This is a genomic window from Legionella gresilensis (genome assembly GCF_900639865.1).
In the GTDB taxonomy this organism is placed as follows: Bacteria; Pseudomonadota; Gammaproteobacteria; order Legionellales; family Legionellaceae; genus Legionella_C; species Legionella_C gresilensis.
Genome location: NZ_CAAAHX010000002.1, coordinates 99,191 through 113,108, shown reverse-complemented (window position 1 = coordinate 113,108; position 13,918 = coordinate 99,191). Strand labels below are relative to the sequence as shown.

Here is a 13,918-nt window from a genome sequence, read left to right as displayed (position 1 = left end):
TTTTAATAGCTTAAAATATGGTCACAGCATGCTTTTTTTATACCAAAAGGAAGAAAATGAAGACAACATGCGCAGAATGAGCAATTGACAAACAATTTTAACTGAATATAATGCCTAAAAAACTTGGGATTTCATCATGCGCTATTTCAGACTTTTTTTTGCCCTCTCCTGTTTTGTTTCTCTTAATGCTGTTGCAGAACCTCCTAATCTTAGCTGGGTAAAGAAAGAAATTGAGGTTTATCACGATTCTGGAGCATACCAAAGAGAATTAACTACTGTTATTGAAGAAGCACGTCAATATCTCCTTAACCAAGTCGCATTAAATAAGCAGCGCCAAACAAAAAAAGAACTTGCTCTAGTGTTAGATATTGATGAGACTAGCCTAAGTAACTATGATAAGCTTGCGCGCCGTAATTTTATGGGTACTCGTGAGGTTATTCATAATGAAATACTCGCTGCAGATTCTGCACCTATTAAACCTATGCTTGCCCTTTATCAAGATGCTTTAAAAAATGGTATAAAAGTTTTTTTTGTAACGGGTAGAACTGAATCTGAATGTGATGCAACTCAAAAAAATCTATTAGTTGCCGGTTATAAAGACTGGGCTGGCCTTTACTGCAAACCCGATAATTATAATTCATATTCTATTGTTAAATTTAAAACAAAGATGAGAAAGCTTATTACCGAAAAAGGCTATACTGTTGTAGCAACTATTGGTGATCAATACAGTGATTTATTAGGTGGATTTGCTAAAAAGGAATTTAAGTTGCCTAATCCTTTTTATTACTTGCCTTAGTTTAGAAACTTTGGCAGGTTTATGACTTGGTTGATTTGTTATTTCATAAGTCTTGGCTCAGTTAAACTTAAGTATAATTTAAATCTAAAAGCTAACACTAATTTCTTTGGTGCGTTTGGCTATAGCATCAATTTTTAATATTTTTTTGTTGCCTAAATTAAGTATGTGGCCGGTTATGTTGATAATGCTCTGCCATTATACGTTGAACATAATCAAGTTTTTCCTCAGAAGCTAGCAAGGAATTCCACTCTTGCCCTTCTTCTAACTTTTTTCTTGCTTTACTTTTTCTGATAGCTCTTCTACCAATTCGTCATAATTGGTAACGGTAAATGTATGCAAATTGTCATCCTCTATAGTAGCATTATTGTACATTGTCCCACTTCTACTTCTACCGGAACTCTGGCTATCAATATATAATCGATTGAACTCTTCTAATAGTTGACTTGGCATGGCTTTCCCCGTAAGTGACTTAATATGATATGGGATATGGATCTTTTCTTTTAGTTATATACCTTTTAAAGTGGCTTTGAGTCGATAAGTCTTTAACCTTATAAAAAAAATTTACAGCTTATTAAGATCTTTTGATTCCGCGAACAAGTCGCGGAACTTAGGCATAGAATTAAGCTAGCCTCGCTAACTATAACTCTAGCCTGAGTAATGGTAATAACCGTCTTGAATTAAAATTCCCTGCAGTTGCTACGATTGCTAATAAATAAGCTCCTTTCTCACGCCTACGTCCCGCAGCTTGTCCGCGGGATCCAGTAATACGGCAGAAGCTTAGGTGTCACTAACAAGTTGCAAAATGTAGGCTGGGAATAGGATTTAGGCACGTAAGCTTAGAACAGATAGAGTATAGGCCTAATTAAACGCACCGAAAAAGCTTAAGGTTGGAGGAATGATATAGGTCTAGAATAGAAGGCCTAGACCTACAATAAGAAAATTATACAGAATTTAGATAAGATAGGGCATGTCATCTTAGAATTTAAAATGGTATAGGATTGACCTCTACTAATATATTTAAATATATTCCACTTCAAGAATTTCGTATTCTACGATTCCCCCTGGGGTTTGTACGGTAACTGTGTCACCTTCTTGCTTAGCAATAAGTGCTCGAGCAATTGGCGAACTATAAGAGATTTTATTTAATTTGATATCCGCTTCATCCTCGCCAACAATCTGAAAAGTCATTTCTGTATCATTCTGAATATGACAAACCCGCACTGTAGCGCCAAAAACAACTCGACCGTTATTAGGAAGCTTAGTAATGTCAACAATCTGAGCATTAGCAAGCTTTGCTTCCAGTTCTAAAACCCGGCCCTCATTAAAGCTTTGTTGTTCTCTTGCAGCGTGATACTCAGCATTTTCTTTTAAATCACCATGCGCGCGAGCAGTAGCAATTGCATCTACAATTCGTGGTCGTTCAACAAATTTTAGACGATGTAATTCCTGTTGAAGAGCCTCAGCTCCTTGTACTGTCATAGGGTGTTTTTGCATAATTACCTCTAATGTAAATCCTGTAGTCGTGTTACTGTTTCCCGATCCTCATATTTCATTGCCAAACAAGCTGCTTCAGCACCTGATAAGGTTGTTGTATAGCTAACTTTGTGTTGCAACGCATTGCGACGTATTGCAAAAGAATCGGCAATGGCTTGCTTGCCATCTGTTGTATTAACAATAAAGTCAATTTCATGATTTTTTATAAAATCAACGACATGCGGCCTCCCTTCAGCTACTTTAAATACACGGCGACAATCTATGCCTGCTGCCTGTAATACGAGAGCTGTACCACGCGTTGCAATAATTTCAAATCCTAATTGGATTAAGCGCTTAGCAATCTCGCCAACTCGCGCTTTATCAGCATCACGCACTGAAACAAAAGCACGTCGTCTTTTTATGATGTTCGAACCTGCGCCTAATTGCGCTTTAGCATAAGCTTGTCCAAAACGTCTTGCAATCCCCATTACCTCACCCGTTGATTTCATCTCAGGGCCTAAAATTGAATCCACATCTTGAAATTTGATAAATGGAAAAACAGGCATTTTAATCGAATAAAAAGGTGGCATAGGATAATGTTGACTTAAGCCTTGTTGCTTTAAAGTCTGCCCTATTTTACAGCGAGCAGCAATTTTTGCCATTAACAATCCTGTTGCTTTTGAAACAAAGGGCACCGTTCGTGATGCACGTGGATTTACCTCAAGAACATAGATATCATCTGCCTGTATAGCAAATTGCGCATTAATTAACCCTACTACGCCTAGTTTTAAAGCCATTTGTCGTAATTGTTCAATTAAATCTTGCTGTACAACCACACTTAAACTAAAAGGTGGTAATGTACACGCCGAATCACCAGAATGCACACCGGCCTGTTCAATATGCTCCATGATAGCGCCAACTACAACATCCTTGCCATCACAAACAGCATCTATGTCCACTTCAATAGCATCATTTAAAAATTTATCAAGTAATACAGGAGAATCATTAGAAACAGCAACGGCATGCTCTAAATAGTAACGTAAATCTTCTTCATGATAGACAATTTCCATGCCTCGACCCCCTAATACGTAGGAAGGCCTAACAACTAATGGATAACCAATTCGCTTAGCGACCTCAATAGCTTCATCAAGGCTTCTAACTGTGCCATTTGGCGGTTGATGCAGTTTCAATTCTTGTACAAGTTGTTGGAAGCGTTCTCTATCTTCTGCCATATCAATAGCATCTGGAGAAGTCCCTAAAATAGGTACGCCATTTGCCTCTAGTGCACGTGCCAATTTCAAGGGTGTCTGGCCGCCATATTGAACAATAACGCCCATCGGTTTCTCAATAACAGCAATTGATAAAACATCTTCTAACGTTACAGGTTCAAAGTAAAGCCGATCTGAGATATCAAAGTCGGTAGATACTGTCTCAGGATTACAGTTTACCATAATGGTTTGATAACCTGCTTCTCGCAAAGCCATGGCTGCATGAACACAGCAATAATCAAATTCAATTCCTTGCCCAATTCGATTCGGCCCGCCGCCTAAAATCATAATTTTTTGTTTATCTGAATCAGGTCTGGCTTCACAGACTGTCTCATAACAGGAGTACATATAAGCTGTATCACTCGGAAACTCACCCGCACAAGAATCAATACGCTTATAAACAGGCGCTATACCTAGCTCTAAACGACGCGCTCTTATCATCTCTTCATTACAGTAGAGAAGGCGCGCAAGATAAGCATCTGAAAATCCACGTTTTTTTAATTGCTGTAATGTTAACTTATCAAGTTCATCAATTGTTTTACCGAAAATACTACGCTCAGTAAGTACTAACTCTTGAATCTGAGCTAAAAACCAAGGATCAACTTTGCTTTCATTGTGGATTTCCTCTAAAGATAAATCTTGTCTAAAAGCATCAGCAATATACCATAATCTATTAGGTGTAGGTTCTCGTAAATGGCCGCGTAAACGAGCCAAATCCTCACCTTTCTTAAATATAGGATGCAATCCAGTACGACCAATTTCTAAACCACGAATAGCTTTTTGTAATGATTCTTGGAAATTAGCACCAATTGCCATTACCTCGCCTACCGATTTCATTTGAGTAGTTAAAGTAGTAGACGTTTCTGGAAATTTATCGAAATTAAAACGAGGGATCTTAGTAACGACATAATCAATACTAGGCTCGAAGGAGGCAGGTGTTTTACCGCCGGTAATTTCATTTTGGAGTTCATCAAGTGTATAGCCTACTGCCAGTTTGGCAGCAACTTTTGCTATAGGAAAACCTGTTGCTTTTGAAGCAAGTGCTGAACTTCGTGATACTCGAGGATTCATTTCAACAACTAACAGCCGGCCGTCTTCGGGATTTACTGCAAATTGAACGTTGGAGCCACCTGTGTCAACACCTACTGCTCGTAACACTTTAATCGCAGCATCGCGCATACGTTGATATTCTTTATCTGTTAATGTTTGCGCTGGCGCAACGGTAATAGAATCGCCTGTATGTACGCCCATTGGATCAAAATTCTCAATCGTACAAACGATAATACAATTGTCTTTTTTATCGCGTACGACTTCCATTTCATACTCTTTCCAGCCTAATACGGACTCATCAATCAATAATTCACGTGTAGGTGATAAATCTAAGCCGCGGGTACAAATTTCTTCAAACTCTTCTCTATTATAAGCGATTCCGCCACCGCTACCGCCCATGGTAAAAGATGGTCTAATAATCGCTGGAAACCCTAGTTGTGCTTGCACCTGAAATGCCTCTTCTAAGCTGTGCGCAATTGCTGAGCGCGGCATTTCCAAGCCAACTTTTTTCATTAGTTTACGAAAACGATCTCGATCTTCAGCTTTATCAATTGCTTCTTGCGTTGCGCCAATCATCTCAACATTGAAGTTAGCTAAAACTCCTTCTCTTACTAAATCAAGTGCACAATTAAGCGCTGTTTGGCCACCCATGGTAGGTAATAGTGCATCAGGCCGCTCTTTTTCAATAATTTTAGCAACTTCTACCCATTGCACAGGCTCAATGTATGTAGCATCGGCAAGTTCTGGATCGGTCATAATCGTGGCAGGATTAGAATTAACTAAGATAATTCGGTACCCTTCTTCTTTTAAAGCACGAATAGCTTGTGTACCAGAATAATCAAATTCACATGCTTGACCAATAACAATAGGGCCAGCGCCTAGGATTAAAATAGATTTTATGTCAGTACGTTTTGGCATTTTTACTACTAAAAAAACAAATTACGCTATTTTACAGTCTTTAGCCCAAAATTTATACCCGTTTTTATTGAAAAATAGATTATTTTTAAGATATCCTGTCTAGGTCATTGTTAGTATTGTTAAAATTAGAGCATAAATGACTGATGTTTAGAATTATTAAGCTTAAATATTAATAATTTAATTATATGTCATAGCTTAACGTAAATTAATTAGTTTTTTACTAAAGGACCTCCTATGTTAGTTAAATTCACTTCAGCCATTCTAGGTTTAATGTTTGGTTTTTCTAGCTATGCCCAGAATATAGATTCATGCCAAATCCAAGTTGCTGTTTCAACTCCCCCGGTTGATTTCAGTCAACAGGTTGCATTTAATGTTACTAATTATCAAAGTGTCACCAAATCTATTACCTTGCGAGGCGGTAGCGCACCTCAATTTATTTCAGAACTACCGTGTACTGACATACCTTACGTTATCAGTGCAACCCTTTACACTTCGCCTTCTAAATCGTTACTACAACCTAAGCTCATTGGACAGTGTACTTTAAGAGCAGGTCATATCATACTTGGCTCTAAAGATAATAGTGCATCGGTGGTATTTCCACAGGATTTTGTTTGTTAGGATTAAAACTATTTCTAGATGCCGCGACCAAGTTGCGGCACGTAGGCTAAGGTTAAATTATAAACGTATTCTAGCCTAATTCATAAGCCCACTATTCTTTTCTTATGTTATCTTTGCCCATAAAAGTCCTAAAATTTCATGCCAAGCTATAGTTAAATAAACTAAGTTTTGTGGATTAGGTAAAATAACTTTGCGCCAATATTCACTATCCCAGTAAATGGTGAAGTCAGTAGGTGCTGCCAGAGGGTGTAACCCTTCTTGCTTGCACATATACATTGATCTAGGCATGTGCGTTGCTGAAGTGACCAGATAAAAAGGTGCGTTACCTAAATATCTTTTTAACATTTTCGCTTGTGCTGCAGTATTAATTGAAGAGGTTTCTAAAACAATTTTATTATGAGGAACGCCTAGAAGCTTTACCACGTTTGCCATACGTTTTGCCTCTGCGATATCAGTCCCATATCCTCCACCCGATAACAATAATTTTGCATTAGGTAATTGTTGATATAAGCGAATACCTTCAATTAAACGCTTTAAACTAGCACCATATAGCAACATATTGGCCGGCTTGTTAATAGCCGGAGACTGCCCTCCACTTAACACAACAACCCATTGAATATGTGGATTAGGTCGGTCCACAATAGGATATTGATTTTCTAAAGTTTTAGTCATTAATTTAGGAATCCATCCAGTACTAAACAAAATTAGTAAGATAAAAATGGTTGAAAAACCTAAAAAAATAAGACGTTCTGCCCTTCTTTTATAAAGAATAACTAAATAAATGGCAAATAAAGACAGGAAAATAAAAAAAGGATTAAGTACTGTTTCGATTAAGTGTCTAAGCGCAAACATTATCTAACCCGGCGCATCAAATAGATACCCAATACAGCGAATAAAAATGTAGGCCCTAAGGCTGCAATTACCGCTGGCCACTGTAATACTTGACTAATTGGACCAAAAAATCGATTTAAAATATGAAAACCAAATCCTACAATGGCTCCTGCTAATAATTTTGAACCCATAGTCGAAGAGCGTAATGGACCGAAAACAAAAGGTATTGCGAGTATCATCATCACTACGGTAGTTAATGGTTGAATAACACGCTGCCAATAAACTAATTGATAATTAAGATCAGTTTGATGGCTACGCTTTTGAATTGCTAGAAATTGCTTTATTTCTCGTAAAGTCATTTCGTCTGGTTCACTCTTAATTAAATTTAAAACCATAGGTTTCACTGAAACATCCCAAGGCATGCTAGGTATTTGGCGTGTTTGAACTTGGTTGTCTTTAAAAAGAGTTTCCTTAACACCAAAGGCAATCCATTGATTCTTAATTAACACCACAGATAACATTTGGCGAGCAAATATTAATTTATGCTCATCATTAAAGCGAAATTGATAAACATTAAATAAAGAATGGTTAGGTAAAACACTGGTAATCGTAATAAAATCATTATGATTGCGTAACCATATTCCTTGAGCTGTACTTAACGTTTGCCCACCACTAACAGCCTGTAATTTCTGCTTATTTGCGTAATGCGCTAATCGAGGTATTAATATCTCGCCGGCCAAAGTCACAGTAAGTATTAAAATGAGCGCAACTTTAAGCACAGATAGCGTGATTTGAGTAATAGAAAGGCCTGCTGCTCGCATTACAATAAGTTCGCGGTTATTAGCCATAACGCCAAGCCCAATTAAGCAGCCTAATAAGCTTGCCATAGGAAAAAACAAATAAACTTGATAAGGCATCTGTAGAAGCACAAAAAAAGCTGCTTGTATAAAACCAAAATCAGCGCGTCCTAACTCATCTAATTGATTAACAAAGAGAATAAATACTTGTAGCCCAGCAAGCATTAAGGTAACCAAACCCGTCGCGGCTAGAATATTTTTAGCGATATAGCGATCAATTAATTTCATTCTTTAATTATCCTAATTTCAGCCAGTTTCGCCAAATAAGAGCCAAGCCAATTAGTAAGACAACAATATGAATCCACCAAATTCCTATAGTCACAGGAATTTTACCGTCAATCATCCAATCCCTGGCCACGAACATAAAATTTGCATAAATAATATATAAAATAATGGCGGGCAGAAGTTTAGCAAATTTTCCAGAACGAGGATTAACACGACTTAATGGCACAGCAACCAAGGTTAAAGTGAGAACCATTAAAGGGATTGAAAACCGCCATTGTAATTCAGCAGCCTTACGCTTATCAGGATTATTTAAAGGCCAAAGATTTTTTGTTTCTATGCTGCGTACATCTTGTTTAAGCTCAAGTGTTGGATGTGGTAAACGTGCCTGATATTGTTCAAAATTAACGATACGATAGTCACTTTCCCCAGGTTGACCCTCATATTCATTGCCTTTATTCAAAATCAGATAATCTTCATGAGAGTCTTCATCCGTTTTAGCAAACGCTTGATTTGCCCATAAAACATCCCAATGAGGTAGATTATTTTTAATCGACAATTTAGCTAAAAAGATATTTTTAGCTTTTTGGTGATTGCGATTCATTGATTCTATATAAAAGATTTCTCGCCCTTGTGCAACCGCACGAAAGCGACCAGGTATAATGGTTTGAATTACTGTTTGCACGCCTGTGGTACGGATTAATTTCGTTCTCTCGATTGCAATAAGAGGACTTGCCCAAAGCATTAAAACCATGACCAGTGCACCTACAAAAATAGCCATTATATAACTATGCTTAAGTAAGCGTGATGGCCCATAACCACAAGCTTGTAATACGGTCATTTCACTTTCAGCATATAAACGACCATAAGCAACAAGCAATGCAACATAAAATCCTAGAGGCAAAAGTAGTGCCATTAAATTAGGCAATTCAAGCATCATTAATTTCATGATAATGGTGAGAGGAATTTGTCCACTAGCTGCCCTATTTAAATAACGGACGAATTGGTTACTCATAAAAATAAGAACCAAAATCGTCGTAAGTGACGTTAAGGTTACAAATACCTCTTTTGCTAAATAACGGAAAATTAGCACAGCTTAGCTCTCAAAATTATTAACCTTTAATCCTAACGTAAGTGAACAACTCTAACTCTTTACTATTAGAGTAATAGGCCCCTAATCCATTACATACTAAACAAAACCTACTTGCATAGCCATTAACTTTCTGTAAACTAGCAATTTTTATGGATGATAGGAAGCACAATGCAATATAGTTTAACCCAAACATTAGATTCAATTACCACTGAATGCCTTGTTATTGGTTTATTTGCAAACGATGAAGCACCAATATTTCCTAATCAAATCCCATCTTACTCTAATTTACTGCCTCAATTAACACAAAAATTACAAGAAGCAGGTGACTGGGTCTGGCATACAAATGTGGATAATCCTAGCATATTGTTAATTCATTGTGGTAAACAAAATACGTTTACTCTCTCTAGCCTTAATAAACGACTTAATGAAATTTCCACATTGTTGTTAAAACAACGCGTCCAATCAGCAACAATTTGCTTACCGCAGGTCCATAACCAGGATGCTAATTGGCAAATTACACAAATGATTTTACAAATCAATGCACAGAGTTATCAATTAAATAAGTTTAAAACAGTCAGTAAAAAAGAAAATAGCTTAGATTTCGTTCAATTTTATTTAAAGAATGCAGAAGAGTCATCAATTAATACAGGTATAGCCATTGCCGAAGGCATAACACTTAGTAGAAACTTGGCTGACTTACCAGCCAATTACTGCACCCCAACTGTACTAGGAGAGCAGGCTTTAGAGCTTGCCAAAGAACATGAGAGTATACAAGCCAAGGCATTTACAAAGCAAGAAATCGAAGAACTAGGTATGGGGGCTTTACTTGCTGTTAGTCAAGGCTCAACAGAGCCACCCTGTTTCATAGAGATACAACATCATTGTGGTAATAATAGTAAGCCCATTGTTTTAGTTGGTAAAGGCATTACTTTCGATTCTGGTGGTTTGTCTATTAAGCCTGCTAATGCTATGGATGAGATGAAATATGACATGACAGGCGCCGCTACCGTTCTAGGTATACTTAAAGCTTGTGCTCTGCTTAAACTACCTATTAATGTAATAGGACTTATTGCTAGTGCAGAAAATTTACCTAGTGGTTCTGCTGTCAAACCAGGAGATATTGTTACCAGTCTTTCGGGACAAACTATTGAAATATTAAATACAGATGCTGAGGGCAGATTAGCTCTCGCTGATGCTTTAACCTATGCTGAACGATTTGACCCTGAATTTGTTATTGATATTGCTACCTTAACTGGTGCTATGGTCGTTGCTTTAGGTACTGTTAATACAGGTTTTATGACTCCAGATGACCTGCTTGCTGATCAACTTCTATTGGCAGCCAAAGAAAGTGGCGATAAGTGTTGGCGTATGCCACTGGAAGAAGATTATCAAGATGCATTAGATAGTCCTCTTGCTGACATGATTAATGCAGGGTTTGATCGGTCAGCTGGTGCCATTACCGCGGCTTGTTTTTTATCACGTTTTACCAAAAAATATCGTTGGGCCCATTTAGATATTGCTGGAACTGCCTGGGTATCAGGTAAAAAACGGCAAGCTACAGGCCGTCCTATTCCCTTATTAATACAGTTATTACACCATGCAGCCACGCGTTGATTTTTACTTAATGTCTAGTGCTGATATAAAAGCACGTTGGTTACTTGTTTGTCGTTTGTTAGAAAAAGCCTACAGTCGACAACATAACGTCTTTGTCTTTTGTAATAATAAAGATGAGGCTGAATTAATAGACGAGCTACTTTGGACTTTTAAAGACGACAGCTTTATTCCACATAATTTACAAGGTGAGGGGCTTAAACCCCCACCACCTATTCAAATTGGCTATGAAGAACCCAAAGGATTTAAAGATATCTTATTTAACTTAGCCGATGAAGTGCCTTCATTTCATACCCGCTTTTCGCGAATTATAGAAGTAGTGCTTAATACAGAACATGCAAAGGAAGTTAGTCGAGTTCACTATCGATTATATCGAAACAATCAATATGACTTACATACTCACTCGATAGAATGAAGTTTCATTAGAAATGATATTACAAATTAGAGAGTATTTTTTATTTTGGTGAAGGGTTGAGTACTTAAAAATGTTTTAAGGATACTGATTCGCTAAAACAATTTGTAAACCTGCAGCCGTTAACGATAAAAAATTATATCCTGGATCGATTGTAGTCCTTTCTAGCCACTCATTGGAAATACAAATATCGGTAGCTCGTTGCGCTTCTTCTAAAGTCACAGGATAACCCAATTTTTCTGAAAGAATATCAGCAGCTGTTTCATTAATACTTAAAAAAACATTATCACGAGTTTCACCGCGCACTTTCATTTCATCATAAAATAATCTTAAGATATCAATTTCATTCATAATTATTCATTCTACTAAAAAATTTATCCATAGCATAACTAAAGCACTCTCTTAATACTATAGTATGTCTTTGATAAAGTGTGAAAATATACCATCTAAAAAAAGTAGATGAGCATCCCCTATCTACATGGGACAGGCTTTGGAGATCTTTTTTAGCTGCGATTGGCCCTCAATGGCAGTTTCCGAAGAAGTCTATTGAAGAATACCGATGACATGATAAAATATACCCACTTTGTTCTTTCTAAGCAGATCCATGAAGGCTAAATTTTTAAACCCACTATTAATTACCTTTGTTGTCGTAAGCCAGCCAACCTTTGGAGCGCAAAATGTTATCTCATTTAAAAATGAGCGGGGCTCGATTTTACAGTTAAGTATGGGCTCTAATAATAAAATTGAAGGCTATTTTACCACTGCGGTTGCTTCTAAAACTTGCCCTCAAGCTATTAACGTAAAAAGACCCATTACAGGCTTCATGATTGGTAACGCAATTACAGTTAGCATCGCTTATCCTATGTGTGAATCTGTACTGAGTTTGAGTGGAAATTTTGATAAAAATAAGCAAACACTTGATACCATCTCTATTTTAAATAAACAGGCTGAAAACATTACACAAGAAGGCCCTGGCGCACGATTTATTGGCCACGATTTCTACAAAAGATTAAATTAAATTTAATTAGGCTAAAGTAAACACAATAATTAAGCTATCTAGCTAGATTACCTTTAAATGAAAAAACACTAACCAATTTTAAAAATAATTTTTCAAAAAGGTTAACTTTGTATAATATATGGCTTTTCGCAATCAGAGCAAAAATTAAAGATCATGAAAAATAGCCAACTATTGCTACATAGCTTAATTTTCTTAATTCTTGTTTCTTGTTTTCAAGCGCAAGCCCATACACAAACAGCGCCTACACAAAACTCTGTTACTCAGATGCAGCAAGATATACTTCATTATATTAACCAATATCGAATTAAGCGGGGATTAGGGCCTTTAAAAATTAATAAAGTTATCTCTGTTGAAGCAACAAATCATAGTCAAGAGATGGCGGCCCATCAAGTACCTTTCGGACATCAAGGTTTTTCTAAACGCATTAAACACTTATATTCAGCTATTAAAGATGCACGAGGTGGTGCTGAAAATGTGGCCTATAATTATAAAACTGCAAAAATTGTTGTTAGTGAATGGATAAAGAGCCCCGGCCATAGAAGAAATATTGTGGGTAACTATAATTTAACTGGTATAGGAATTGCTTATGATAAAAAAGGGAGAATTTATTATACGCAACTCTTTTTACGCACTATTTAAGCGAACTTACTATAAACTTAAATCCTTAAATAGGAATAACAATTTAGCTATTTAAGTAATAAGCTTGAGCTTTTATTCACTAAGGCGCTATACATATGAGCCAACTCTTAGGCTATCGACTACGAGGAAATAATACGCCAGATCATAAAAACCCACTAAATTTAAAAAATTTATCTGCTTACAAGATAGTTTTAGCTAGAAAGAAGCCAGCTGAATCTAAATCGAGAGATTTAGTTAAAGATAAGAAAGTTTCTAATAATTATAAAGCTAATAAACAAAGGTCAGTCGAATCTCTTCATTTATTACTAATAGAAGATAATCCTATTGCCTCTCGTTTAGTTGAAATCATAATAAGCAAGATGGGTTGTCACTTAACTTCAGTAACAAGTGGGGCGCAAGCTATAAAATTAATTAAACAAAGGCCTTTTGATATTATTATTACTAATATAAATTTACCAGATATTTCTGGTATAGAATTATCTCAACAGATTCGTGCACTTGAATATAAAACTCCTATTGTTGGCCTTACAACCCTTATTTCTGATACAGAAGAACAAGCCTGCTTACAGGCAGGTATGAATGATGTTTTCATTAAGCCACTTGATTTAAGAGTAATAAAAGCTATTTTTGCTAAATTTTTTCCTAAATTTAGCAAGCCTTTAACGCCGTCAAAAGAATTAATGAAAGCTTCACAGCCTCAATATGAGCCTTGCCTATTTGAATTAGTTGACTTCCCAATTTTAGATCTAACAGTGGGTATTAATAATACAGGGGGTGAAGATTTCCTAAGAGAATTGATAACCCTTTTTAAAGAAGAGTTAGCTCTCGATAAAGAATCTATTTACGATGCTTATAAAAATAATGACCAAAAGCGCCTCACAGAATTAGCACATAAGATGCGAAGTAGTGCTATTTATTGTGGCGCTATTAAACTACATAAAGCTTGTCAATATACAGAGGATAATTTAAAGGTTGATGATCCGAAGCTATTTGAGAAGTTAGGCTTACAATTACTGGAAGTTATAGAAGAAACAAGATTAGCCATAGCTAATTATTTAACTACATGAACATATTGCTCAATTAATCTAGGTTAATTGAGCAATATTCAAGCT

The 13,918-nt window shown here is 36.5% G+C and carries 14 protein-coding genes; 7 read left to right on the top strand and 7 right to left on the bottom strand.

Annotated features, from left to right (window positions below; all coding sequences use genetic code 11):
* Positions 1 to 136: 136 nt before the first annotated feature.
* Complete coding sequence (locus tag E1P04_RS02345) at positions 137 to 796, top strand: HAD family acid phosphatase (protein WP_131781322.1); 660 nt, start codon at positions 137 to 139, stop codon at positions 794 to 796.
* A gap of 261 nt (positions 797 to 1,057) precedes the next feature.
* On the opposite strand, the gene E1P04_RS02340 is transcribed toward E1P04_RS02345, so the two are convergent.
* From E1P04_RS02340 to carB, 3 genes are all read right to left on the bottom strand, one after another.
* The gene (locus tag E1P04_RS02340; protein WP_131781321.1) at positions 1,058 to 1,246 is read right to left on the bottom strand and encodes a hypothetical protein; all 189 of its coding nucleotides are present in this window, start codon (positions 1,244 to 1,246) and stop codon (positions 1,058 to 1,060) included.
* Positions 1,247 to 1,813: 567 nt separating this feature from the next.
* Positions 1,814 to 2,290 (bottom strand): transcription elongation factor GreA, encoded by a 477-nt coding sequence (gene greA / locus E1P04_RS02335; protein ID WP_115331570.1) that lies wholly within the window; start codon positions 2,288 to 2,290, stop codon positions 1,814 to 1,816.
* 8 nt (positions 2,291 to 2,298) lie between these two features.
* Entirely contained in the window at positions 2,299 to 5,505 is a 3,207-nt protein-coding gene (carB, locus tag E1P04_RS02330; RefSeq protein WP_131781320.1) for a carbamoyl-phosphate synthase large subunit, read from the bottom strand.
* 234 nt (positions 5,506 to 5,739) lie between these two features.
* Between carB and E1P04_RS02325 the strand changes: the two genes are divergently transcribed.
* Positions 5,740 to 6,123, top strand: coding sequence for a hypothetical protein (locus E1P04_RS02325; protein ID WP_131781319.1), 384 nt, complete (start codon positions 5,740 to 5,742; stop codon positions 6,121 to 6,123).
* 102 nt (positions 6,124 to 6,225) lie between these two features.
* Here E1P04_RS02325 and E1P04_RS02320 read toward each other — a convergent pair whose 3' ends face one another.
* The 3 genes from E1P04_RS02320 to lptF are packed head-to-tail and all read right to left on the bottom strand — an operon-like array spanning position 6,226 to position 9,126.
* On the bottom strand, positions 6,226 to 6,975 hold the full coding sequence (locus E1P04_RS02320; RefSeq protein ID WP_131781318.1) for a YdcF family protein: 750 nt from the start codon (positions 6,973 to 6,975) through the stop codon (positions 6,226 to 6,228).
* Entirely contained in the window at positions 6,975 to 8,039 is a 1,065-nt protein-coding gene (gene lptG / locus E1P04_RS02315; protein WP_131781317.1) for an LPS export ABC transporter permease LptG, read from the bottom strand. The genes E1P04_RS02320 and lptG overlap by 1 nt, the downstream gene beginning before the upstream one ends.
* A 7-nt stretch (positions 8,040 to 8,046) precedes the next feature.
* Positions 8,047 to 9,126 (bottom strand): LPS export ABC transporter permease LptF, encoded by a 1,080-nt coding sequence (gene lptF / locus E1P04_RS02310; protein ID WP_131781316.1) that lies wholly within the window; start codon positions 9,124 to 9,126, stop codon positions 8,047 to 8,049.
* A 168-nt stretch (positions 9,127 to 9,294) separates the two neighbouring features.
* Here lptF and E1P04_RS02305 point away from each other — a divergent pair, with 168 nt between their 5' ends.
* Together E1P04_RS02305 and E1P04_RS02300 are read left to right on the top strand one after the other, a co-directional pair.
* Positions 9,295 to 10,740: a leucyl aminopeptidase gene (locus tag E1P04_RS02305; RefSeq protein ID WP_131781315.1), complete on the top strand. Its 1,446-nt coding sequence runs from the start codon at positions 9,295 to 9,297 to the stop codon at positions 10,738 to 10,740.
* Positions 10,724 to 11,152 (top strand): DNA polymerase III subunit chi, encoded by a 429-nt coding sequence (locus E1P04_RS02300; RefSeq protein ID WP_131781314.1) that lies wholly within the window; start codon positions 10,724 to 10,726, stop codon positions 11,150 to 11,152. Before E1P04_RS02305 ends, E1P04_RS02300 begins: the two co-directional genes overlap by 17 nt.
* Positions 11,153 to 11,227: 75 nt before the next feature.
* Here the strand turns inward: E1P04_RS02300 and E1P04_RS02295 are convergent, their stop codons facing one another.
* The gene (locus E1P04_RS02295) at positions 11,228 to 11,500 is read right to left on the bottom strand and encodes a hypothetical protein (RefSeq protein WP_131781313.1); all 273 of its coding nucleotides are present in this window, start codon (positions 11,498 to 11,500) and stop codon (positions 11,228 to 11,230) included.
* Between the two features lie 253 nt (positions 11,501 to 11,753).
* Here E1P04_RS02295 and E1P04_RS17960 point away from each other — a divergent pair, with 253 nt between their 5' ends.
* The 3 genes from E1P04_RS17960 to E1P04_RS02280 all read left to right on the top strand — a co-directional run bounded on the left by E1P04_RS17960 (position 11,754) and on the right by E1P04_RS02280 (position 13,873).
* Entirely contained in the window at positions 11,754 to 12,167 is a 414-nt protein-coding gene (locus E1P04_RS17960; RefSeq protein ID WP_242604368.1) for an avidin/streptavidin family protein, read from the top strand.
* A 153-nt stretch (positions 12,168 to 12,320) separates the two neighbouring features.
* Entirely contained in the window at positions 12,321 to 12,806 is a 486-nt protein-coding gene (locus E1P04_RS02285) for a CAP domain-containing protein (RefSeq protein ID WP_131781312.1), read from the top strand.
* A 95-nt stretch (positions 12,807 to 12,901) separates the two neighbouring features.
* Positions 12,902 to 13,873, top strand: a complete 972-nt coding sequence (locus E1P04_RS02280; protein WP_131781311.1) for a response regulator — start codon at positions 12,902 to 12,904, stop codon at positions 13,871 to 13,873.
* The last annotated feature ends 45 nt before the right edge of the window (positions 13,874 to 13,918 follow it).